Here is a 22,743-nt window from a genome sequence, read left to right as displayed (position 1 = left end):
TCAAGTCAGGCGACGCAAGGAGCACAGCAATGGGTACCAACGACGGGGACGCCCGCATCGTACGGCTCTTCTTCACCGAGACGGCCAAGAACACCGCCGTCACCACCCTCGACGACGCCGCCGGGTACGAGGTGCACGCCGACATCGAGATCGGCAAGGACCTGAACGAGTCGGTCAGCCACCACCTCCTGCGGGTCGTGGTCGTCAACCTGTTCACCGGGGCCGTCGTCGGCAGCGGCAAGATCGACGAGCCGTTGAAGGCCCAGGAGCAGACCTTCCGGACCGAGACGCTGAAGGTGACCTTCCCGGCGCCCGGTGGCGTGGCCGCCGGGGACGTGCTGGTGGCGCGGGCCTCGTACAAGGTCGAGGCGGGCGTGAACTTCGACATCTCCAACATCGAGAGCACCACCGTGCAGATCGTGTGACCTGCGACCACGGCTACGCCGGCTGGGGCACCGTTCCCGGCCGGCGCGGCCGGTCCTGGAGGCGTTCGGTCTCCGGGGACGGGCGGCGCAGCTCATCGTGAAGGCGCTCGGTCTCCGGGGACGGGCGGCGCAACTCGTCGTGGAGGCGCTCGGTCTCCGCGGACGGGCGGACCCGCAGCGCGTCCCACAGCACCTCGACCACCTGCCGGTAGTGCAGCAACGCCAGGTGCCGCATCCCGGTCCGCGCGTAGCAGAGCATCAGCGCCCGGTGCACGTCCTCGTTGCACGGGTCGTCGGCGAGCACCCGGTGGGCGAGCGTCGCGGCCGGCCCGAAGTCACCGCGGGCCAGATAGCAGGCGACCAGGCGGCTCTGCACCTCGAGCAGCTGCGTTCGGACCGCCGCCCGCCGGGCCAGCGCCCACGGGGCACACGGCTCACCCGCGAGGAAGTCACCGCGGGCCAACATGACGGCCTCCTCGCCGGGGCGTACCCCCTCGGTCCGCACCATGCGGGACGCCCGGCAGGCGGCCTCGAAACGCTCCACATCGGTCCAGACCTCCACCCGCCGGCCGATCCGGTAACCGCCCGGACCGCGCTCCACGATCGTCGCCGCCGACACCTCCCGCAGGGCCCGGCGGGCGCCGCTGAGCGCCACATGGAGCCGGTTGTGGGCGGCGGCCGGGCACGCACCCGGCCAGATCGCCTCCATCAGGACGTCCGCCGGGCAGGCCGCCTCCCGGTGGGTGAGCAGGTAGGCCAGCACGTCCCGGCCGCGGCGGCCGGGAAGTCCGCGCACCTCCCGGCCGTCGACGGTGAGGCGGAACTCGCCCAGCAGACAGGCGCAGATCCGTGTCATCCCGGCATCTCCCCTCCTCATCGGCCTTCACCGGTGGCGTTCGTCAGCCCTCGTCACCGCTCTTCGCCGACGGCGTTCGTCAGTAGCGTTCGCCGGTGGCGTTCGTCATTGGCAGAGAGGGCCCACCGAGGCCAGCTGATACCGGTATCAGCCGACCGGGCGAACCGTCCTGACCGGTATGAGGACACACGACAAGTCACCGACAGGTGCATGGACAGCGTCACCGGGGCGTGCCGACAATGGGGGTTCGGTCCCCGAGCCCGGGAGTGGTCGCGATGGCCGGCTGGCAGGATACGAGCGACGAGGACCTGGTCAAACGGATCCGTGCCGGCGAACGCGACGCCTGGCAGGCACTGGTCCGGCGCTACAGCGGACGGCTGTGGGCCGTCGCCCGCGGCATGCGGCTACGGCCCGACGACGCGGCTGACGCCGTGCAGACCACATGGCTGCGCCTCGTCGAACGCCTCGACGACCTGCGCGAACCCGACCGGGTCGGCGGCTGGCTGACCACCACGATGCGCCGCCAGTGCCTGGACACCCTGGCCCGGCGGCAGCGCGTGATCGACCAGGACCGGTTCGACGAACTGCCCGGACCGTCCGAACCGCTGGACCGGCACCTGCTGCGCACCGAACGGGACGCCGCGCTGTGGCGGGCGTTCCGCTCCCTCGGGCCCCGCTGCGAGACCCTGCTGCGGTTGCTGCTGGCGGACCCGCCACCGAGCTACGCGCTGGTGTCGGTGACGCTGGACATGCCGATCGGCAGCATCGGCCCGACCCGGCAACGCTGCCTGGCCCGCCTGCGGGAGGTGCTGGCGGCGGGGCCGTACCCGCTGTGAACCCCGACGACGCCCCGCCCACCACGCCACACCGGAACGACGACAGCCCGCCCGCCACGCCACACCGGAAGGACGACAGCCCGCCCGCCACGCCACACCGCGACGACGACAGCCCACCCGCTACGCCACACCGCGACGACGACAGCCCGCCCACCGCGTCACACCGGAACGACGACGCCCTGCTCGCCGGGTTGCGCCGGGTACTCGACACGGCCGACCCGACCCCGGAGGCGGTGCTGGCCGCCGCGGACGCCGCCTTCGAGACCCGGCGGATGGACGCCCGGCTGGCCCGGCTGATCGCCGACACGGCCGCCGCGGTCCGCGGCGACACCCTGGCGGTCGTCCGGGGTGCCGAGGGCGACGGGCGGATGCTGCGGTACGCGGACGGCGACGTCCACCTCGACCTGGAAGTCCACCGGGAGGGGGCGGCGCTGACCCTGATCGGTCAGCTCACGGGGGCGCCGGTGGACGGGCTGATGCTCGACCGGGCGGGGCCGGATCCGGGGCTGCCTCCGGCGCCGGTGGAGGCGGACGACCTGGGCCGTTTCGTGGTGACCGGGGTGGCACCGGGTCCGGCCCGGTTGCGGTGCCGGACGGCGGACGGGGCGGTCGTCCTGACCGAGTGGATGACCCTGTGACCATGGCCGCGATATCGGCACTCTCAGCGTCCGACGGCTATGAACGACGCCGCCGTCGCGATGGCCACCGGGTCACCGGTCGCCCGCGCGGCGGCCCGGGCCGCACACAGCGCCTCACCGAACGACTCCCCCACCGCCAGCCGCCGATGAACGATCACCATCATCGGGCAGGCCGCCCCGTCGTTGACCGGTACCACACTGGCCAGCAGCCCGGTGGTGCCGAGCGGCGCGAGCGCGCTGACCATGCCCAGCAGTTCGTCGCCACCGACCGGGGCCGCCACCGCCGAGTCGCAACTGGACAGCACCAGCTGCCGGGGCGCCCGCCGCAACCGGCCCAGGTCGTAGGCGGTCAGCGGACCGTCGGCGAGAGTGACCGACGTGAACAGCGGGTTGTCCGCCCGGAACCGGCCGTGCGCGGCGATGTGCGCGAGCCACGCCCCGTCCAGTGCGGCGAGTACCGCGTCCACGGTCGCCGCCGGACCGTCGAGCACCACCGCCCCCGGGTGTTCCCGCGCCACCGCGGCGACCTCACCCGCCCCACCCGGCAGTCCCGGTCCACCGGCCACCACCACCCGCCGCTCCCCAGCCCGCCCAGCGATCGCACCGGCATTGGACAAGGACGCGCCGGCAACGGACGAGGCCGCACCGGCATTGGACACGGCCGCGCCGGTGCCGGGCTCCTCGGCGGCTCCGGCGCGCAGCCACATCAGCGCGGAGGGCGACACCACCACCGGTACGCCCGTCAGGGCCGGCAGCAGGGACCACGGCACGGTGTGGAAGCGGGCCGGCGGCACGATCACCGTGGGGCCGTCGTCGAGCAGGCCGGCGGCCGCGCCGAGCAGCAGCTCCTGCAAGCGGGCGCCGGCCGTGGCCAGTTCCTCGCGCCAGCGCGGCGACGGTAGGCCGTGGGCGAGGCGGCGCAGCAGGAACCGGGCCAGCTCCGCCTCCCGCATGGCGGCGTCGAGCGTCCCGGCAGGGAAGGCCCGCACCCGGCGACCGGCGACCGTGGTGGCGTGGATGCGGCCGTCGACCACGGCCAGCCCGATCAGCCGGTGCCCGGCCAGCCCGTCGAGCAGGTCACCGATCCGCATCCGGCCCGGTCCGCCGCCGGTCGTGCCGCCCGGTACCCGGCGGGCCCGGGAGCGGACCGACGCCTCCAGCTTGCGGCGGCGCTGGTCGAGCTGGTCCACCGGGTCCTCGGCCAGCCGGGCCTGCTCCAGGGAGCGGATCACGCCGCGCAGCGCGGCCAGGTCGGCGGCCAGGTCCGGATCGGACGGCGGCCGGACCGGGGGCAGCGCCAGCGCGCCGGCCCGCCAGCGTTCACTCCAGGTCAGGAGCATCCGCGCATCACCACGCAGCACCGCGTGCCGTTGGGCCATCGCGGCGAGCCGCCGGCCGTACCCCGAAGCATGCGCCCGCAGGTCCGGCGCCGCCAGGCCGCGCTGATGCTCGGCCACCGCCTCGAGTCCGAGCCGGCACGCGGTCAGCAGGCCGCGGGCCGATCCGCGGGCCTCGGCGCGCAGGGCCTGCGCCAGCCATCCCGCCGCCCGGGTCAGGCCGGGCCCCCGGTGCCGGGCCCGGGCCGCCCGCGCCAGATGCCGGTCGGCGGCGGCACCGCCCGGCGTGCACAACCGCGCTGCCAACAGATCCGCCGCACCGGCCTCCGGCGCCCGGCTCGCGGTGAGTTCGTCGGCGAGCGCGATGGCCCGCCGCCGCAGCCCGGCCGTGCCCGCTGCCCCGGAAGCGGTCCCGGCGTCCGCCCCGGCCACAGTTCCGGCCACGGTCACAGCCGCCGTCCCCGCCCCGGATCCGTCTGTCGTACCGAGCCCGAAGCCGGCTGTCGTGTCGGCCAGCGCCTGCAGCTCGACGAACGCCGCCCGGTTCTGCCAGGCCCGCCGGTGCTGACGGCGGAACAGCGCGCGAGCCTGCGCCGCTCGGTGCGCGGCCACCTCCGGACGCCCGGCCGCCTGCGCCGCCGCGGCCACCGCGAGCATCAGCTCGGCCGTCCGGGTGGCCTCGCCACCGCGCGCCACGTGCCGCGCCAACGCCTGATCAGTGACGGTCAGCGCCTCCCCGGCCAGGCCTGCCGCCAGCAGCACGTGGCAACGGTCCGTCGGCAGGGTCGGCCGGTTCGCCCGCAGCGCGTCGTACCGGCTCTGCGCCTCGTCCAGCAATCCCAGCGCCCGCGGCAGGTCGCCCACCTGGAAGGCCAGTTCGGCCCGGTTGTGCACGGTCATCGCGTGTTCCAGGTCCTGGCCGGCGGCGACGAACAGCCGCTCGGCGATCACCAGGTCCCGGTCGGCGCGGGCCGCCTGCCCCACCGCCGCGTAGATCAGGAACCGGTGACTGCGGCACCGGGCCTCCCACACTGCGTCGCCGGCCCGCCCCAGCAGCACGATCGCGCGGCGCAGATCGGCCAGGGCCTCGGTGAGGCGGCCGCAGCTGCGCAGCAGACCCGCGCGCCGGGCGAGGATCCGGCCGGCGGAGGCGCCCCGGCGTCCGTCGAGGGCCACGTTCAACAGATCAAGACCTTCGCGGGTACGCCCTGCGAGCCCGAGCGTCAACCCGAGGGTGGCCCGCACGTCGGCGAGCCGTTCCGGGTCACCGGAGCGGCCGGCCAGCCGGACCGCGCGCCGCAGTTCGCGGACTGCCCGCACGTGGTCGCCGTGGTCGCGGACCACGATGGCGCGCACCTGGTGGGCGATCGACGCGGTGTACGGGCCGGGGCCGCCGTCGAGCAGCCGGGTCGCCTCGGCGTACGCCTGCCGCGGCCGGGCCAGTGCCAGGGGCAACAGTCGCTCGGGGTCCGGCGTATCAGGCCGCATGGACCGCAGTCTACGTAACGGTGACCCGAGGACAGGAGGACGGAATGCAACCGGTCGACGACAGCTGGGCTCTCCGGCGGAGGGCGCAGCGGGACTACATCCGCCAGGGACCGTTCGATCTCGAGGCCGGTTCCGGCTTCTTCTTCCAGAGGGGACACATCCTGGTACGCGACGACGCCGTCGCCCGTGCCACCGCCATCATCGCCGGGCTTGCCGGCCGTCCCGTCGACCTCCGCCCACCGGGCAGCAGGCCGGACGACGGACGCCCGGACGACAGACAGCCGGGCACGCGCCCGGACGGCGGACAGCCGGACGACACGCGACCGGACCCGCAACCGGACGACAGGCAGCAGGACGACACGCGACCGGACCCGCGACCGGGCGACGGACGGCCGCGTGACGAGCCGCCGGCGGTGGTGCCGGGCCACCGGTTGCTGGCGCTGCCGCTGGGACAGGGCGACGTCCCCCGCTCCACGATCGACGTCCTCCACCTGATCCTGCACGGCACCGACCGCGAGGGCCGGCGGGTCCGGCTCGCGGCCACGCCGCTGGGCGACGGCGCCGCCTCGGTCAACCACCTGCTGCACCTCACGCACGGGTCCGGGGACGCCGGGCACTGCCCGTACTCGGAGCCCGTTCCCGTCGCTCCCGGCACGCCCCTCTGGCCCGCCCCGGAATCCGATCCGGAGGCCGGGGCCGGCGTCCGGGTGGTGGTCGTGGACACCGCCCTGGACGAGGCGACCCGCGACGCCACGCCCTGGATGACCGGTGTCACCGGGATCGAGGACCCGGCCGCCGCGGACCGGGCCGCGGCGGCCCTGCGGAACGACCCCACCGGGGCCCGGGACGACCTGCGTTACCGGGGACACGGCACGTTCATCGCCGGCCTGGTGCGGACGGTCGCCCCGGCGGCCACGGTCGTCGTCCGTACCCTGTTCTTCCACCGGGGCGCCGCCCTCGAGACCGAGGTGGTCGACACCCTGCGCACCGTGCTGGCCGAGGACCACCCGGATGTCATCTGCCTGTCCTCCGGGACGTACACCTTCGACGACAACGGGCTGCTGGGCCTGGCTGCCTTCAACGAGAGCAGGTTGCGGCACCACAAGGGCGTGGTGCTGGTGGCCGCGGCCGGCAACGACGCGAGTCACGGCCCGTTCTGGCCGGCCGCCGCCCCGTTCGCGGTCGCCGCCGGGGCGCTCGACGCCACACTCGACCAGCGGGCGGTGTTCAGCAACCACGGCGGCTGGGTGGACGTGTACGCACCGGGCACCGACGTGATCAACGCGTACCCGGCCGGCCACTACGACTACCAGGAGCGGCAGCCCGGCGAGGGACCGATGTCCGCGACCTTCACCGGGCTGGCAGGGTGGAGTGGCACGTCGTTCGCCACGCCGATCGTGGCCGGCATGGTCGCGGCCCGGATGTCGCAGACCGGCGAGAACGGGCGGACCGCCGCCGGCGCGCTGATCCGGATCGGCCAGCAGCGGGCGATCCCCGGGGTCGGCGCGGTGCTGATCCCCCGCGGATAGGGTCAGGCCCGTCCTGTCGGCCGCCGAGTGCCCGGCGTTGTTCCGTTGATCGCCATGTGTCCCGTGCCCGGCGGCGTCCCGTCGGCCGCCGAGCCGGCGCTCAGTTCTGCGCTTGTCTCATCCCCGCACGAGGCCGGCCCCGGCCGCCGCCTGCGGTTCAGCCTGCGTGCGCGGTGACGAACGCCTCCTGCACCTCCTGCGGCAGGCGTCGACAGCGACCGCGCCGACCGGCGCCCGGCCCGGCACCGCCTCGAACGCGGCGGACAGCACACCGAGCACGAGCTCCTGGTCGTTACCGGTCAGCCGGCGCCAGTGGTCGTCGTAGGCCGTCTGCGCGGCGATCCGGTGTGTCTCGTTCTCGGCGTGCTGCCGTCCCAGCCACCAGTCGGTGTATCCCACCGCGCTGGACGCCCCAAATCACCACACCCGCGCGGGCGTGTTGAATACGGGCGCGCTGCACGCCCGAAGTCACCACACCGGTGGGGGTGTGGTGATTACGGGCGCGCTGCACGCCCGAAATCACCACACCGGTGGGGGTGTGGTGAATACGGGCGCGCTGCACGCCCGAAATCACCACACCGGTGGGGGTGTGGTGAATACGGGCGCGCTGCACGCCCGAAATCAACACGCGGGCAGACCCTGACTGCGGAAGGTGTCCGGCCACACCGGACACAGGGGAGACTCCGCCGCACGCCTGGAAAGGTCGGGACGTGTCGCTACCGGGTCAGGCCTGGGCGTACAGGGCGGCGATCTCGGCGATGGAGAAGGCCCGGGCGAAGATCGCGACCTCGTCGACGTCGCCCACCGCCGAGTCCGAGGCGGTGTAGCCGACGGTGAGCACGGTGGAGGTGGTCACCGGGGTTCCCGGGGCCGCCTTGCCGTCCGCCGGGGTGCCGTCGACGAACAGCCGCAGGTTGGTGCCGTCCCAGGTCATCGCCACCTGATGCCAGTCGCTGTCGGCCGTCATCGCCTTGACGGTCTGGTAACGGCCGGTGCTGGTGTCGACGATCGCGCGCATCGCCGTGCCGGCCGTGTCCCAGGCCAGCATGTAGTTGAGGGTGCCGGTGCCGCCGCCGTACTTCGCCACGATCCGGCCGTTCGCGGTCTGCGGCCAGGAGGTGGCCCGTTCCCAGGCGACGACCGTGAACGGGCCGGTCAGGTTGTGTGCGGCGGCGGACGTCGCCCGGCAGTAGGCGGTCTTGGCCGGCAGGGTCATCGCCGTGTTCGGGTCCTTCGGCAGCGCACCGGTCGTCCCGCCGGTCACGCCGGAGCAGGTCAGCGGGGACAGTCCGCGCTGGTCGGCGCGGGTGCCGCCGGTCTCGCCGAGCCGCCAGTAGCTCACCGGGTCGGCCGCGAGGACGGCGTCCCGGTAGAACTGCGAGTTGGTCGCCAGGGAGACGTCGCTGCCGGTGCTCCCCAGGAACGCGGCCTGGGCCTGCTGCCCGGCGGGCACCGCCACCACCAGGGCGGTCGCGGCGGTCGCCACCAGCCGGGGCCGGCGGCGCAGGGCGAGCAGGGCCAGGGCGGCGACGCCGAGCGCGAGCACGACACCGGCCGGGACGGTGCGCAGCCGCAGGCCGGGCAGTCCGAGGTACGGCACGAGCAGCCGGACCCGGCCCTCGACGGCCTGGGCGGTGACCGGCTGCGGGTCGCGTTGCGGGTTGGCGTCGCCCTTGGTGAGGTACCTCCCGTCGGGGGTGTACCCGACGATCCGGTGGGTGACCGCGCCGGTGCCGGGACGGTCGTACATGACGACGTCGCCCGCCTTCCCGGTGGCGGCCGGGTCGACGACGACCACGTCGCCGCGGGTGATCAGCGGGGACATCGAGCCGGACGTGACGACGACCGGCTTCCAGCCCCAGAGCATCGGCAGGAACGCCCCGGTGAAGAGGGTGAGCACCATCGAGACGGTGAACGCGAACGCCGCCGCGTGGACGGCCTGCCGTGTGGGTGCCCGGTGCGGACGGTGGGGCGGCCGGTGCCGGGACGCCCAGCGGTGCGCCCCGGCTCGACGCCGGATCATCAGCCCTGTGCCTCCCAGGTGAACGTGCCGCTCGCCGATTTGCCCTGGGCGGCGGCCACCGACTGCACGGTGACGGTGAACCGGTACGTCATGGTCGCGCCGTTCGTGGACGGCGACCACGATCCGGCGCCGGTGGCGAAGTTGGTCGAGGCGGCGGCCAGCCCGGACACCGTTCCGGTGTAGATGCCCGCGGTCGAGGCGGTGAAGTTGGTGCAGTCCCGGTCGGTGCTGCCGGAGCCCTGGTCGACGGTCAGGTTGAGGTACGGCGCGAGCGCCCCGGTCGCCGTGCTCCACAGTTTGACGGAGGTGTTGGAGGTGAGCGTGCCGTCGTACTTGACCACGATGCACCGGGTGAGCACCTGGCCACCGGTCAGCAACCCGTCGGCGCCCGAACTGAACAGGGCCACCCCGGCGTCGTCGTCGGAGAGCGCGACGGTGCCGGTCTGCCACGAGTCGGACTGGTTGTCGGTGCCGCCCGAGAACATGGCCTGCGAGGTGCGCAGCATCATGGTCATGCCGAGGCCGGTGCCGGCGACGACCGCCGCCAGCACCGCTGCGGTGCCGGTCTTGAAGAGGGGTGCGGCATGCCGCCGGTGCGAAGACATGCCGCCTCTATCGCACCGGCGGGGCCGGACCTGAGGGAAGCGGCCCGTCTCAGGAGCCGGTGTAGAGGTACGGCGGGTCGTGGTCGGGGCCGGTAGACGACGCCCATGCCGCCGGAGCCGAGAACGCCGGTCACCCGGTAACCGCCCAGCCATCGGGGATCGCCACCCTGTGGACGGGCGCTCATGGCGGTGTACCTTATCGGCCCCCGTGCCGGGTTCGTGCGGTGTACACGGGGTGAGGGTGAGCGGGCACGCAGAATGAAGGGTGCGGCGATCGGGCTGGACGCGCCAGCGGCCAGATCGCCGGGCCCGGCCTCCGCGGGAGCGACGGTCCGCACCCACCACCCGGGTGGGACATCCAGATCTTGATCTTTGATCTTGTGGGGTTGACCTGAAGCGCGATGCAGGTTCTACGGTCGCGGCATGACGCTCCCCGACGATCCCGCCCAGCCGGCCGCCTACTGGACCGGGGTGGCCTACGAGGCTCTGATCGCGTTCACCCGGTCCCGGATGGCGGCGTGCGGGTTCACCCAGCCGCAGTTCTGGCTGCTGCGCCACCTGTCCCGGCACGACCTGTCGGCGGGCGGCGCCGGGATGACGGTGCCGGAGCTGCGCCGGGCGATGACCGGATATCTGCGGCCGGAGGACGATCTGGCCGCCGAGGCCGAAGTGCTGGTGGACCGGGGCTGGCTGCGGCTGGACGGCCGGGACGGTCGCCTGTGGATCACCGAGGCCGGGGAGGAGGCGCGGATCGCCATGACGGAACGGACACCGGAGATCCGGGCCGCGATCCATCACGGGATCGACGACGCCGACTACGTGACCACGCTGCGGGTGCTGCACCGGATGATCGGCAATGTGAACGGCTGACACGACGGCCATGGTCACGTTAACATCGCTGAAACATCGAAGACTGGCGATGTCAACGAGAAAGGTCGTGCGATGAGAGCTGCACGCCTCGCGGCCGGCGCCCTGCTGGCCGCGGCCCTGCTGGCCGTCCCGGGCGCGCCCGCACAGGCCGCCACCACCGACTTCCGCGGCGTCAACTGGGCCGACGAACGGGACAACTTCGTCGACGGCACCCTGGTGCTCGGCGGCCTGGCCACCACCGACACCTACGCGACCACGCAGGCCAAGGCGAACGGCATCCTCACCGGCTTCCAGAACAACCTGGGCGCCAACACGGTCCGGATGCCGGTGAACTACACGACGGTGTCCGGCAGCTACTGGAACTCCTACACCGGCGCGATCGACACGGCCGTCAGCAAGGGGATGCGGGTCATCCTGAGCTACTGGGAGGCCGCCTCGGACCGGGACGGCTCGGTCGACGACCTGACCCAGTACTGGTCGATGTGGCAGACGATCGTCACGAAGTACAGCGGCACCGGCAATGTGTACTTCGAGCCGTTCAACGAGCCGTACGCCTACTCCGACACCGACTGGAAGAACCTGGCCGCCCAGTGGCTGAGCACCTACTCCGGCGTCCCCCGCGCCCGGGTGATCATCAGTGGTGCCGGGTACAACCAGCGGCTCACCACGATCGGCAGCGACAGCCGGTTCGACGGGACGCTCATCTCCCGGCACATCTACCAGTTCTTCGACGCGTCCCGCACCACCGAGGACTCCTGGCGGGAGGCGCTGCGCACCAGCGTCGGCAGCTACGCGGGCCGGGTGCTGGTCACCGAGTTCGGCGCGACGATGACCGACGGGCGCAACTACAACGCCCCGTCGACGAGTGACGCCTTCGTGACGTTCCTGCGGGGCACCGCCGCCGAGGCACGGTCCCTGGGCCTCGGCACGGTCTACTGGCCGGGGGTACGCCCGAACGACCCCTACCGTCTGCAGACCATCACCGGCAGCGGCACCAGCCTGGGCCTGACCACCACCAGCACCTCCGGCCGTGACCAGCTGCGCTACTCGTGGGGCCTGGACGGCGGCGGCAACACCCCCACCGCCCACTACCAGGTGACCAACCGCAACAGCGGGCGTGTCCTCGACGTGGTCAGCGCCTCGCTGTCGGACAGCGCGGAGGTCAAGCAGTACGCCTGGAACGCGGGCCTCAACCAGCGCTGGGCGTTCGAGGACCTCGGCACCGGCTATCTGCGCGTCGTCAACCAGAACAGCGGCAAATGCCTGGACGTCGCGTCCGCCTCCACCGCCGACGGCGCGAACGTCGTCCAGTACGCCTGCAACGGCGGCACCAACCAGCAGTGGCAGTGGGTGGCGACCGGCTCCTACTACCAGCTGGTGGCCCGGCACAGCGGCAAATGCCTGGACGTGGTCGCCGCGGGCACCGGGGACGGCGTGGACATCAGCCAGTACACCTGCAACGGCGGGACCAACCAGCACTGGTCGCGGACGGCGGTCTGACCCGCCCCCTCAGGTGCCCCGCCGAGCCGCCGACGGTCCGGTAGGGGCATCCGAGGGAGGTGGTCATGGTCGCCCTGAGTCTGCTGTGCCTGCTGATCGTCGCCGTGGCGTTCGGGATCGGCCTGCGCGGCCCGATGGACGGACTGGAGCCGGCCCTCTGGCTGCCGGTGCCGCTCGCCTCGCTGCTCACCACGGTCACCCTGATCCGGCTCTCCCGGCGGGGCGGCCTGCCCGCGGAGTCCCGGCGGTTCTGGCGCCACCTGTCGATCAGCTGCGGATGTGTCCTGGCCGGGACGTCGGTCAACGCGTACGACACGCTGGCCGGCGGGCACCCACCCACCTACCTGTCGACGATCCCGCAGATCGCGTACGGCGGTTCGGTGGTGATGAACCTGTGGGCGATGTCCCGGCTGCCGCTGCGGCTGGTCAGCCGGGGCGAGGTGGTGCGGGCCGGGCTGGACGGCGCGGTCGTGCTACTGGCGGCGGGCGCCTTCTCCTGGCACTACGTGACGCTGCCGGTCGTGCAGGCGTCCAGCTTCGACACCGCGGCGATCATCACCGGGATGATCACGTTCACGATGAACATGGTGACGCTGTTCGCCGTCGGCAAGGTCGCCCTGGCCGGCCGGGCGCACCTCGCCCCGCGGGTGCTGCCGCTGCTCACCACCGGCCTGATCGGCGGCCCGGCCATCGCCGCCTGCCAGCGGTTCCTGCTGGACAAGCCGTGGCTGAGCACCGCACAGTTGTCGGTTCCGTTCGTCATGACGTGCACCTTGATTGCCGCATACAGTCAACTCAACGCCGATGACACGGTTCCGCGGCGTCAACTGTCCCGGCGGCTCCCGGTGTGGTTGCCGTACCTGGCGATCGGCGGCGTCGACGCGCTCCTGCTGAGTTGCCTGCGCGACCACGACCCCGACGCGATGCCGATCGCGGTGACGGCGGTACTGCTCTCCGGCCTGGTCGTGCTCCGCCAACAGACCGTGTTCCGGGAGAACGACCGCCTGGTCGCCCGCCTCGACCACGGCGCCACCCACGACATCCTGACCGGCCTGCCCAACCGGGCGCTGTTCACCGACCGGCTGGCCGGCACCCTGGACGCCGAGGAGAACCCGGGACGGCGGGTCAGTGTCGCCCTGATCGACCTGGACGACTTCAAGACCGTCAACGACACCCTCGGCCACGGCGTCGGCGACGCCCTGCTGATCGCGGTGGCCGGGCGGCTCACCACGGCGGTCCGGGCCGAGGACACCGTGGCCCGCCTCGGCGGCGACGAATTCGTGGTGATCCTCGACGACCTGGAACCCCGGACCGCCGAACAGATCGCCCACCGCATGATCGGCGCGCTCGCCGAGCCGGTCGTCGCCGACGGTCACGAACTGCTGGTCCGGGCCAGCATCGGCATCGCCGACGGCCGGGCCGGCGAGGACCCGGCCGACCTGCTGCGCCGGGCCGACATCGCGATGTACGCCGCGAAGCACGACGGCGGCAGCGGCGTCGAGCGGTACACCCCCGGAATGGCCGGCACGGTCGCCGACACCGCGGCCCTCGGCGCCCAACTGCGGCACGCCATCACCGACCGGCAGATGTTCCTGGTCTACCAGCCGATCGTCGCCCTGGACACCGGCCGGCTGCGCGGCGTCGAGGCACTGGTCCGCTGGGCGCACCCGACGATGGGCGTGGTGCCGCCGCACCAGTTCGTCCCGGTCGCCGAACGCACCGGCCTGATCGTGCCGCTGGGCGACTGGGTGCTGCGCGAGGCCTGCGAACAGTTCGCCGTCTGGCACGCCGCGCACGGACCGTCCTCGCCCGGCGTGCTCAACGTGAACGTCAGCTCCCGCCAGCTGCGCGACGCGGGCTTCGTGGACCGGGTGCTGGCCGTCCTCGCCGAGACCGGCATTCCGCCGTACCAGCTCACCCTGGAGATCACCGAGAGCACCGCGGTGAGCCTGGGCGAGGCGGTGGCCGGCCTGGACGCGCTGCGCCGCCACGGCGTGCGGATCTCGCTCGACGACTTCGGCACCGGGCAGTCGACGTTGACACTGCTCCACGAGCTACCGGTCGACCAGTTGAAACTCGACCGTTCGTTCACGCAGGGCACCGACACCAGCCGCCGCGACACCATGCCGGCCGCGGTGATCGCCCTCGCCAAGGCCGTCGGCCTGGACCTGGTCGCCGAGGGCGTGGAGACCGCCGAACAGGCCGAACGCCTCGCCCACCTCGGTTACCGGCACGCCCAGGGCTACCATTTCGCGCGTCCCCTGCCGGCCGCCGAGATCGACACCCTGCTCGCCTCCGGCCATGCCGAGCTGCTGAGTCACCTGCCCTAGACACGTTTCGTGGTCAGGGTGCGAAGCCCGTCCGCGTGGCGACTTCAGGCGCACGGGGCACCCGAAGTCACCACGCTCGCGGTGGGACGTGGTGACGTCATGCTCGAACCTGCCCGACGGGTACGGGGCGAACGGGTGCGCCACCACGCAGATCCCGCCGTCGGCGTGCACCTGCGCGGGTGAGGTGACCGGTGCCCGCCCCGGCGTGATCTGATCCCCAGTGCCAGCCAGTGCCCGCCCGCCGTGACGACCTCCTGTCCGGGGATGATCAGCAGGTCGTCGTCGCCCAGAGCCAGCCAGTCGGCGTGTGTGTCGGTGGTGTCGTGCTCGGTGACGGCGACGAAGTCCAGCCCCTGCTCGCGGGCGGCCTGCACGACCTGATCGGGGGTGAGTTCGCCGCCGTGCGACCGCCGCGAGTGCACATGGAAGTCCCCACGAAACCAGCGCTCCATCCGAGCATCCTGCCGCAATCCCCATCGCCCGCAGAACCCGGAACCGCCCCGGCACCCACCACGGAACCGCCGCAGCCCGCCGACCACCGACGACGGCTGACCACTGACAACCACCGACGACGGCCGACCGCCGACGGCTGACCACCGACGACCACCGACGGCTGACGACGGCCGAACCGACCGCTCCTTCACCGGTTTCCGCCTCTCGAGCAACCGCGGACGACGGCCGAGCGGACGCTACCGCCGCTACCGGCCGGCATCGTGCCTACTCAACAGCCGCCAACGACTGCCCCGCCCACCGAGCCGTCGTCGGCGGTCCATCCACGAGCCGAAAACAACCACCAATCACGGCTGGACCACCCCGAGCCGTCGCACACGGCTCAACAACACCCCCTGAAGAACCACCGACGACGGCTCGGGGTGGTCCAGCCGTCGACCACGGTCCGACCGTCATCCGGAAACGGCCGTCGACCACGGCCGACGGCTCCGAGCCGTTGCTGACGGCCCGCTCACCACTCCCCGCCGTCGGCAGTGGTCGACCCGCGCTGTCAGGCGACCGTGAGCAACGGCCGGTGTGGTCGACACGCCGCTCGGCTCGAAATGACCTCGCTATCGACCAGACGACCAGGCCACCAGACGACCAGACGCCCGACCAGACGACCAGACGACCAGACGACCAGACGACCAGGCGACCAGGCGACCAGGCGACCAGGCGACCAGGCGACCAGGCGACCAGGCGATTGAGTGGGCTGTCAGGTGGCTGTGTCGGTCAAGGCCTGGTCGAGGATCTCCAGGCCGAGGTCCAGCTCGGCGACGGTGGACGTCAGGGCGGGCGCGATCCGGAACACCCCGCCCATGCCGGGAAGCTGGACCACGTTCATGTGCAGGCCCAGTTCCAGGCAGCGTCGGGTGACCGCCGCGCCCCGCGCGTCGGCCGGCTGCTTCGTGGTGCGATCCGAGACGAGTTCCAGGCCTACCAGCAGGCCCCGGCCCCGGACGTCGCCGATCGTCTCGTGGCGGTCGGCCAGGGCGGTCAAGCCTTTGTGGAGGTGGGCGCCGAGCGCGGCGGCCTGCGTGTCGAGCCGGCCGGACTCGAGGACGTCCAGGACGGTGTTGCCGACTGCCGCGACGAGCGGGTCGGAGACGTGCGTGGTGAAGAACAGGAAGCCGCGGTCGTGGGCGGCCTGTTCGATCTCCGGGCTGGTGATCACCGCGGCCAGCGGGAGTCCCGCGCCCAGCGTCTTGGACAGGGTCAGGATGTCGGGGGTGACCGCATCGCGCTGGAACGCGTACCAGTCGCCGGTGCGGCACAGGCCGGTCTGTGCCTCGTCCAGGATGAGCAGGCCGCCGCGGGCGTGCACCTTGTCGCGCAGCGCGCCCAGGTAGCCGGGCGGCAGGTCGAGCACGCCGCCGGAGCTGAGGATCGGCTCGGCGATGCAGGCGGCGAGCGCACCCACGGACTGGGCGTCGTACATGTCGAAGGCGTAGTCGAGTTGCCGCCGCCAGTCCAGCTCGCCGTCGGCCGTGGTGAAGTCGGGCCGGTACGTGTTCGGTGTCGGGATGGCGAAGTTGCCGGGGGCGGCCGGACCGTACCCCTTGCGGCCGGTGCTGTAGGTGGCGCTCGCCGCCGCCTGGGTCATGCCGTGCCAGGACCGGGCGAACGAGATGATCTCGTGGCCGCCGGTGACCAGTTTCGCCATCCTGATCGCGGCTTCGTTGGATTCGGCACCGGTGGTGAGCAGCAGGACCTTGCTCAGCGGGTCGGGCAGGCTCTCGGCGAGGCGGCGGGCCAGGTCGACGACCGGGCGGCTGAGCATGCCGCTGAACAGGTGGTCGAGGGTCGCGATCCGGCGTTGCACGGTGGCGGTGACGGCCGGGTGCGAGTGGCCGAGGATGGCGCTCATCTGGCCGGAGGTGAAGTCGAGGATCCGCCGGCCGTCAGCGGTGATCACGAAGCTGCCTTCGGCGCGTTCGATGATCTCCGGAACGAACCGGCCGGCACCGGAGTAGCGGATCAGGTGGCGGTCGGCGTCGGACCAGAAGGAGGACCCGGAAGATCCGGGGGATTCAGCACCCATGCCCTGACGGTAGGAACCACCGAGCGTCACGTCCATCTCACTTTTCCGACGCCGCTGTTAAGCGGATCTGTACAGTCCGCGCATGACGCTCAACCCGTGGCGGTTGCGGTTGCTGGCCGACCTCGCCACGTACGGCACGGTCCGCGCGGTCGCCCAGCGCGGCAGTCTCAGCCCGTCGGCGGTGTCGCAGCAGCTCGCCACGCTGGAGCGGGAGACCCGGACCGCGCTGCTGGAGCGCACCGGCCGGCGGGTGCGCCTGACCGCGGCCGGGGTGCTGCTGGCCCGCCGGGCCCGGGAGATCCTGGCCCTGATGGACGCGGCCGAGTCGGAGCTGCGGGGACTGGCCGACGAGCCGGCCGGGACGGTGACCCTGGCGGTGTTCCAGAGCGCGGTGCACGCCCTGGCCGAACCGGCGGTGCACCGGCTGGCCGGGCGGCATCCGGGGATCGGCGTGGTGCTGCTGGAGATGGAGCCGCACGAGAGCATGCCGGCGCTGCGCCGCGGGGACGTGGACGTCATCCTCACCACCACCGATTTCGCCGGTGCGCCGCTGGACCCGGCGATCGACCTGGTGCCGATCACCACCGACGAGATCGTGGTCGTGCTTTCCGAGGATCATTCGTTGTGTACGCGCGAAAGCGTCCCCCTGGCGGCGTGTGCCGATCAGCGGTGGACGTTCGACGTGGCCGGCTCGTACATGTCGGAGCTGGCCACACGCCTGTGCCGGGAGGCCGGCTTCGAGCCGAGGGTGGTCCGCCGGTTCAACAACTACATGATCGCGTTGCGGAACGTGGCCGAGGGCCGGTCGATCACCCTGCTTCCGGGGCTGGCCGTCGATCCGGCCTACCGGGTCCGGACCCGTCCGCTGGATCCGCCGGTCAGCCGCCGGATCGTGGCGGCGGCCCGGCGGTCGGTCACCCCGCGTCCCGAGGTGACCGCCCTGCTGGACGCGTTGCGGGGCTGACGGTCAGAGGCTCATCCGGGCGTCGGTGGCCGGGGTGGTCTGCGCCGCGGCCAGTTCCCGGACCTTCGCGGCCGGCACCGGCACCCCGGGGTTGGTGAAGAACCAGGCGCCGAGTTCCTCCTGGGAGGCGTTCTCCGGGCGGGCCGGAAGGTACGGCCGCACGTATCCCGCGGTGCCCGGCTCGCTGCGCCACGAGTCGGCGAGTGTGCCCAGGTCGACGGCGTCGTAGCCGAGCCGGTCGAGCAGCACGGTCACCGCCTGCTTGGCGTCCGCGTCGTCGCCGTAGACCGGCAGTCCGCTGCGGTCGGCCGCGCCGGACGGGCGGGCCAGCAGTTCGAGGCGCCGGAAGTCGATGTTGTTGAACGCCTTGACCAGTGCCGACCGCTTCAGGTGCTGCTGGACCAGGGCGGACGACGTGGTGGTCAGCCCGTCGAGTTCGCCGTCGCGTTCGGGGTAGTGGTTCATGGTGTCGACGACGATCTTGCCGGTGAGGGCCTCCGCGGGCAGTGACCGGTACGCGTTCAGCGGGATCGTCGCGATCACGATGTCGCCGGCGGCGGCCGCCTCGGCCGGGGTGGCGGCGCGGGCCCGCGGGCCGAGGGACGCGACCAGGCCGGCGAGGCTCTCCGGGCCGCGCGAGTTGCTCAGGACGACGTCGAGTCCGGCGGCGACGGCGAGCCGGGCCAGGCCGCCGCCGATGTTGCCGCTGCCGATGAGACCGAGGATCACGGGATCTCCCAAAGTGAGACTGAGTGTCAAACATGAAACACGGTATCATCAAGCTAGGATGACCGGCGTGAGCAGCAGGGACATCGCGCGGGCCGCGGTACGCGCCCGTCTGGCCGAGGTGGCCTTCGGCATGTTCCGGTCGGCCGGCTTCGACAACGTGACCGTCAACGACCTGGCCGCCGCGGCCGGCGTCTCGCGCAGCACCTTCCTGCGCCACTTCGGCACCAAGGAGGAGGCCGTCCTCGGCGCGTTCGACCTGCAGTTCGAGCAGATCGCGGCGCTGCTGCGGGAGCGGCCGGCGAGCGAGGACGACTGGACCGCGCTGCGCCGGGCCCTGGACACGATGATCGCCCCGCACCGGACCGACCCGGAGAACGCGCTGGCCACCGCCCGCCTGGTCGAGGAGACCCCGGCCCTCTGCGCCCACCAGCTGCACAAGCAGAACACCTGGCGGCCCGCGCTCGCGACGGCGCTCGCCGCCCGCTCCGGGCAGTCGGTGACCATGGCGCACGAGGTCCGCGCGGGCGCCGCGCTGGCCTGCCTGAACATCGCCCTGGGTCACTGGACCCGGTCGAACGGCGAGCGTGACCTCGACGAGCTCCTGAACGAGGGTTTCCACGCTCTGATGTGATCTTGATCTTTTTGGAAGATCGATCCTCCGGGTGTGCGTATGCCCGCGGCACGGCCCTGACCAGGCAGGAGGTCGCGCAGTGGACCCGGATCAGCGTGCGGTGACGCGTACCCGGCAAAGAAGAGCGACCGGATCGCCGAGCGTGCCCACTTCAGGGCCATAAGCTGGGGTCGAACTGGTCACTGCGAAGGGAACACCCACACCATGCAGCAGGTGAAAGCCGTCATCGCCCGCGCCAAGGGCGCGCCGGTCGAGCTGGTGACGATCAACGTGCCGGACCCCGGCCCCGGCGAGGCCGTGGTCAAGATCCAGGCGTGCGGCGTGTGCCATACCGACCTGCACTACCAGCAGGGCGGGATCAACGACGAGTTCCCGTTCCTTCTCGGTCACGAGGCGTCCGGCATCGTCGAGGCGGTCGGCGCCGGGGTCACCGAGGTGGCGCCCGGTGACTTCGTGGTGCTCAACTGGCGGGCCGTCTGCGGCGAGTGCCGGGCCTGCAAGCGCGGTGACCTGAAGTACTGCTTCAACACCCACAACGCGAAGCAGAAGATGACCCTGGAGGACGGCACCGAGCTGTCGCCGGCCCTGGGCATCGGCGCGTTCGCCGAGAAGACCCTGGTCGCGGCCGGTCAGTGCACCAAGGTCGACGAGTCGGCGCGTCCCGCCGCGGTCGGCCTGCTGGGCTGCGGCGTGATGGCCGGCATCGGCGCGGCGATCAACACCGGTGCGGTGACCCGCGGCAAGAGCGTCGCGGTGATCGGCTGCGGTGGTGTCGGCGTCGCGGCGGTCGCCGGTTCCGCGCTGGCCGGCGCGAGCCCGATCATCGCGGTCGACATCGACCCGGCCAAGCTGGAGATCGCCCGCAAGCTCGGCGCCACCCACCTGGTCGACTCGTCGAAGACCGACCCGGTCGCCGAGATCAAGCGGATCTCCGCCGAGACCTACCCCGGTGCCGAGGGCGCCGACGTGGTGATCGAGGCGGTCGGCCGGCCCGAGACGTGGAAGCAGGCGTTCTACGCCCGCGACCTGGCCGGCGTCCTGGTCCTGGTCGGCGTCCCCACGCCGGACATGAAGGTGCCGGACCTGCCGCTGATCGACGTGTTCGGCCGCGGCGGCGCGCTGAAGTCCAGTTGGTACGGCGACTGCCTGCCCAGCCGTGACTTCCCGATGCTGGTCGACCTCTACCGGCAGGGCCGTCTCGACCTGGACGCGTTCGTCACCGAGGAGATCGGCATCGAGGACGTCGAGGCCGCGTTCGCCAAGATGCACGGACCGCAGGACCAGCCGGTGCTGCGTTCGGTGGTCGTCCTGTGAGCAGCCGCATCGACCACGGCGTCGTGGCGGGCACGTTCAGCCTCGACGGGCAGACGTTCGACGTCGACAACAACGTCTGGGTGATCGGCGACGACACCGAGTGCGTGGTGATCGACGCCCCGCACGACGTGGACGCGATCCTGGCGATCGTCGGCTCCCGCACGGTGCTGGCGATCATCTGCACCCACGCGCACGACGACCACGTGCGGGTGGCGCCGGCGCTGCGCGAGCGGACCGGTGCGCCGATCCTGCTGCACCCGGACGAGCGCCCGCTCTGGGAGCTCACCCACGGCACCGACGTGACGTGGGACCGCGACCTGGCCGACGGCGAGACGATCGAGGTCGCCGGCACGACGCTGACCGTGCTGCACACGCCGGGACACGCTCCCGGCGCGGTCTGCCTCTACGCGCCCGACCTGGGCTGCGTCTTCACCGGCGACACCCTGTTCCAGGGCGGGCCGGGCGCCACCGGCCGATCGTTCTCGGACGCCGGCGTCATCGTGGAGTCGATCAAGGCGCGGCTGTTCTCGCTGCCGGACGCCACCGTCGTGCACACCGGCCACGGTGACTCGACGACCGTCGCGGCGGAGAAGGCCGCGCTGTAAGACCGCCATCGCAGCGGACAAGGCCGCGCCGTAAGACCGCCATCGCAGCGGACAAGGCCGCGCCGTATGACGGCTGCGCTGCAGGACGATGCTTGCCCTGCCCTTCGGGGCAGGGTTTAGCGTCGCGGCATGAAGTTCGCCGTCAACTACGCGACCGCCCAGTTCGGTGTGGACCCGTCGCACCTGATCCGCTTCGCGCAGCACGCCGAGGAGTGCGGCTTCGAGGCGATCTACGTCCCGGAGCACGTGGTCCTCTACCGCGGCGCGACGTTCGGCGGCGTGGAGTTCCCGCCCACGATGCCGATCGCCGACCCGCTCGAGACGCTGAGCTTCGTGGCCGCCGCGACCAGCCGGATCCTGCTCGGCACCGGGGTGCTGCTGTTGCCGTACCACCATCCGGTGGTGCTGGCGAAACGCCTGGCCACCGTCGACGCGCTCTCCGGCGGCCGGATGCGGCTGCTCACCGTCGGGGTCGGCAGTCTGCCCGGCGAGGCCGCGGGGGTCGGCGTGGACTACCACAGCCGCGGCCGGCGCGCCGACGAGGCGATCGACGTGATGCGCCTGCTCTGGGCCGGCGACGCTTCCGGCGTCGACTTCGACGGCGAGTTCTACTCCTTCACCGGCCTGGTCAGCTATCCGAAACCGGTCGGCGCGCCGACACTGCCGATCCACATCGGCGGCTCGAGCCGGGCCGCGGCACGGCGGGCCGCGCTCCGCGGCGACGGCTATTTCCCGGGCGGCATGCCGACCCCGGACGAACGGGCCGCACAATGGCGCACGGCATCCGGGGGCGGGCGTCCGATGGAATACACCCGCTGGGGATCCATCGAGATCACCGAGCAGGGCATTTCCGGGTACGCGTCGCAGGGCGTCACCAGGCTCGTCGTCGGGGTGACGGCGCCCACGCTCGCCGAACAACTCGACCAGTTGTCGGCCTTCGCCGCACGGCTTTTCTAGTTTTCGCATTCCGGCAGCGCGGACGGGATTCGAACCCGCACATGTCCCGGGTGAAAGCCGGGCGACTCTACCTTTCGTCCACCGCGCCAGGGTGGTGCCGTGTCGCCGGATGGGGTCGAACCACCGGCCTCCGCCTTATCAGGGCGGCGCTCTGACCTGCTGAGCTACGGCGACGCGCCCTGTACCGGACTCGAACCGGCGACCCCGCGCTCGACAGGCGCGTGCTCTGACCAACTGAGCTAAAAGGACATGCTGGGATTCCGTCTGTGGCGTCTTACTCGTGGCATATTACTTGTGGCTCAGTTGTGGCGTCTTACTTGTGGCGTCGCCCGTCCGGGGGTTGAACCCGGTCCTCCGGATCGAGAATCCGGCGGTCTACCCTCCTCAGCCTCACGGGCGTACAAAAATGCCGCCGATCCCGAATCGGGGCGGCGGCCGGGAGCATCATCGATCAGCTCTGCGGCCCCCGGCCGGATTCACTGACGTGATCTCAGCGAGCGGCGGTCAGGTATCGGTATTCGAAATGGATGAGGTGAAGTGCTGCGGCGACGATGTCGCCGATCCGGCTCGGGCTGA

20 protein-coding genes and 4 tRNA genes are annotated in these 22,743 nt (G+C 72.2%); 12 read left to right on the top strand and 12 right to left on the bottom strand.

Translation table 11 applies throughout. From position 1 onward, the window contains the following. The first annotated feature begins 29 nt into the window (after nucleotides 1-29). Complete coding sequence (locus WH85_RS38935; RefSeq protein WP_045747163.1) at nucleotides 30-425, top strand: hypothetical protein; 396 nt, start codon at nucleotides 30-32, stop codon at nucleotides 423-425. Between the two features lie 13 nt (nucleotides 426-438). On the opposite strand, the gene WH85_RS38930 is transcribed toward WH85_RS38935, so the two are convergent. Continuing rightward, the gene (locus tag WH85_RS38930; protein ID WP_052721123.1) at nucleotides 439-1,281 is read right to left on the bottom strand and encodes an AfsR/SARP family transcriptional regulator; all 843 of its coding nucleotides are present in this window, start codon (nucleotides 1,279-1,281) and stop codon (nucleotides 439-441) included. 275 nt (nucleotides 1,282-1,556) lie between these two features. On the opposite strand from WH85_RS38930, the gene WH85_RS38925 reads away from it, so the two are divergent. Then, nucleotides 1,557-2,117, top strand: coding sequence for an RNA polymerase sigma factor (locus tag WH85_RS38925; RefSeq protein ID WP_045747176.1), 561 nt, complete (start codon nucleotides 1,557-1,559; stop codon nucleotides 2,115-2,117). After that, on the top strand, nucleotides 2,114-2,755 hold the full coding sequence (locus WH85_RS51105) for a hypothetical protein (protein WP_052721122.1): 642 nt from the start codon (nucleotides 2,114-2,116) through the stop codon (nucleotides 2,753-2,755). The genes WH85_RS38925 and WH85_RS51105 overlap by 4 nt, the downstream gene beginning before the upstream one ends. 23 nt (nucleotides 2,756-2,778) lie before the next feature. On the opposite strand, the gene WH85_RS38915 is transcribed toward WH85_RS51105, so the two are convergent. After that, nucleotides 2,779-5,580 (bottom strand): CHAT domain-containing protein, encoded by a 2,802-nt coding sequence (locus WH85_RS38915; RefSeq protein WP_045747162.1) that lies wholly within the window; start codon nucleotides 5,578-5,580, stop codon nucleotides 2,779-2,781. 44 nt (nucleotides 5,581-5,624) lie between these two features. On the opposite strand from WH85_RS38915, the gene WH85_RS47785 reads away from it, so the two are divergent. Next, entirely contained in the window at nucleotides 5,625-7,109 is a 1,485-nt protein-coding gene (locus WH85_RS47785; protein ID WP_052721120.1) for a S8/S53 family peptidase, read from the top strand. A gap of 117 nt (nucleotides 7,110-7,226) precedes the next feature. Here WH85_RS47785 and WH85_RS38905 read toward each other — a convergent pair whose 3' ends face one another. From WH85_RS38905 to WH85_RS38895, 3 genes are all read right to left on the bottom strand, one after another. After that, nucleotides 7,227-7,508, bottom strand: coding sequence for a hypothetical protein (locus WH85_RS38905; protein ID WP_045747161.1), 282 nt, complete (start codon nucleotides 7,506-7,508; stop codon nucleotides 7,227-7,229). Nucleotides 7,509-7,833: 325 nt separating this feature from the next. After that, complete coding sequence (locus WH85_RS47780; protein ID WP_052721119.1) at nucleotides 7,834-9,132, bottom strand: signal peptidase I; 1,299 nt, start codon at nucleotides 9,130-9,132, stop codon at nucleotides 7,834-7,836. Beyond that, on the bottom strand, nucleotides 9,132-9,737 hold the full coding sequence (locus WH85_RS38895) for a hypothetical protein (protein ID WP_045747160.1): 606 nt from the start codon (nucleotides 9,735-9,737) through the stop codon (nucleotides 9,132-9,134). Before WH85_RS38895 ends, WH85_RS47780 begins: the two co-directional genes overlap by 1 nt. 423 nt (nucleotides 9,738-10,160) lie before the next feature. Between WH85_RS38895 and WH85_RS38890 the strand changes: the two genes are divergently transcribed. From WH85_RS38890 to WH85_RS38880, 3 genes are all read left to right on the top strand, one after another. Next, nucleotides 10,161-10,607 (top strand): MarR family winged helix-turn-helix transcriptional regulator, encoded by a 447-nt coding sequence (locus tag WH85_RS38890; RefSeq protein ID WP_045747159.1) that lies wholly within the window; start codon nucleotides 10,161-10,163, stop codon nucleotides 10,605-10,607. 72 nt (nucleotides 10,608-10,679) lie between these two features. Next, nucleotides 10,680-12,107, top strand: a complete 1,428-nt coding sequence (locus tag WH85_RS38885) for an RICIN domain-containing protein (protein ID WP_045747158.1) — start codon at nucleotides 10,680-10,682, stop codon at nucleotides 12,105-12,107. A 65-nt stretch (nucleotides 12,108-12,172) separates the two neighbouring features. Next, nucleotides 12,173-14,437 (top strand): putative bifunctional diguanylate cyclase/phosphodiesterase, encoded by a 2,265-nt coding sequence (locus WH85_RS38880; RefSeq protein WP_045747157.1) that lies wholly within the window; start codon nucleotides 12,173-12,175, stop codon nucleotides 14,435-14,437. Between the two features lie 44 nt (nucleotides 14,438-14,481). Here WH85_RS38880 and WH85_RS38875 read toward each other — a convergent pair whose 3' ends face one another. Beyond that, nucleotides 14,482-14,889: a PHP domain-containing protein gene (locus tag WH85_RS38875; protein ID WP_157411486.1), complete on the bottom strand. Its 408-nt coding sequence runs from the start codon at nucleotides 14,887-14,889 to the stop codon at nucleotides 14,482-14,484. A gap of 752 nt (nucleotides 14,890-15,641) precedes the next feature. Then, nucleotides 15,642-16,967 (bottom strand): aspartate aminotransferase family protein, encoded by a 1,326-nt coding sequence (locus WH85_RS38870; protein ID WP_045747172.1) that lies wholly within the window; start codon nucleotides 16,965-16,967, stop codon nucleotides 15,642-15,644. Nucleotides 16,968-17,049: 82 nt separating this feature from the next. Between WH85_RS38870 and WH85_RS38865 the strand changes: the two genes are divergently transcribed. After that, nucleotides 17,050-17,931 (top strand): LysR family transcriptional regulator, encoded by an 882-nt coding sequence (locus tag WH85_RS38865; protein ID WP_045747155.1) that lies wholly within the window; start codon nucleotides 17,050-17,052, stop codon nucleotides 17,929-17,931. 3 nt (nucleotides 17,932-17,934) lie between these two features. Here the strand turns inward: WH85_RS38865 and WH85_RS38860 are convergent, their stop codons facing one another. After that, nucleotides 17,935-18,660 (bottom strand): NADPH-dependent F420 reductase, encoded by a 726-nt coding sequence (locus WH85_RS38860; RefSeq protein ID WP_045747154.1) that lies wholly within the window; start codon nucleotides 18,658-18,660, stop codon nucleotides 17,935-17,937. 67 nt (nucleotides 18,661-18,727) lie between these two features. Here WH85_RS38860 and WH85_RS38855 point away from each other — a divergent pair, with 67 nt between their 5' ends. The 4 genes from WH85_RS38855 (at nucleotide 18,728) to WH85_RS38840 (ending at nucleotide 22,167) form a co-directional block, all read left to right on the top strand. Then, complete coding sequence (locus WH85_RS38855) at nucleotides 18,728-19,291, top strand: TetR/AcrR family transcriptional regulator (RefSeq protein ID WP_211275584.1); 564 nt, start codon at nucleotides 18,728-18,730, stop codon at nucleotides 19,289-19,291. 204 nt (nucleotides 19,292-19,495) lie between these two features. Beyond that, nucleotides 19,496-20,605 (top strand): S-(hydroxymethyl)mycothiol dehydrogenase, encoded by a 1,110-nt coding sequence (locus tag WH85_RS38850; RefSeq protein WP_045747152.1) that lies wholly within the window; start codon nucleotides 19,496-19,498, stop codon nucleotides 20,603-20,605. Further along, nucleotides 20,602-21,210 (top strand): MBL fold metallo-hydrolase, encoded by a 609-nt coding sequence (locus WH85_RS38845; protein WP_045747151.1) that lies wholly within the window; start codon nucleotides 20,602-20,604, stop codon nucleotides 21,208-21,210. Before WH85_RS38850 ends, WH85_RS38845 begins: the two co-directional genes overlap by 4 nt. Nucleotides 21,211-21,339: 129 nt before the next feature. Then, on the top strand, nucleotides 21,340-22,167 hold the full coding sequence (locus WH85_RS38840) for a TIGR03619 family F420-dependent LLM class oxidoreductase (RefSeq protein ID WP_045747150.1): 828 nt from the start codon (nucleotides 21,340-21,342) through the stop codon (nucleotides 22,165-22,167). A gap of 14 nt (nucleotides 22,168-22,181) precedes the next feature. Here the strand turns inward: WH85_RS38840 and WH85_RS38835 are convergent. The 4 genes from WH85_RS38835 to WH85_RS38820 form a co-directional block, all read right to left on the bottom strand. Continuing rightward, nucleotides 22,182-22,255: transfer RNA gene (locus WH85_RS38835), tRNA-Glu, on the bottom strand. Nucleotides 22,256-22,267: 12 nt separating this feature from the next. After that, nucleotides 22,268-22,341: transfer RNA gene (locus WH85_RS38830), tRNA-Ile, on the bottom strand. A 1-nt stretch (nucleotide 22,342) separates the two neighbouring features. Continuing rightward, a tRNA-Asp gene (locus WH85_RS38825) sits at nucleotides 22,343-22,416 on the bottom strand. Nucleotides 22,417-22,492: 76 nt separating this feature from the next. Next, a tRNA-Glu gene (locus tag WH85_RS38820) sits at nucleotides 22,493-22,566 on the bottom strand. Nucleotides 22,567-22,743: the final 177 nt, after the last annotated feature.

Source organism: Actinoplanes rectilineatus, from assembly GCF_000962825.1.
GTDB classification, from domain to species: domain Bacteria; phylum Actinomycetota; class Actinomycetes; order Mycobacteriales; family Micromonosporaceae; genus Actinoplanes; species Actinoplanes rectilineatus.
This window is presented reverse-complemented; position numbering and strand designations above follow the sequence as displayed.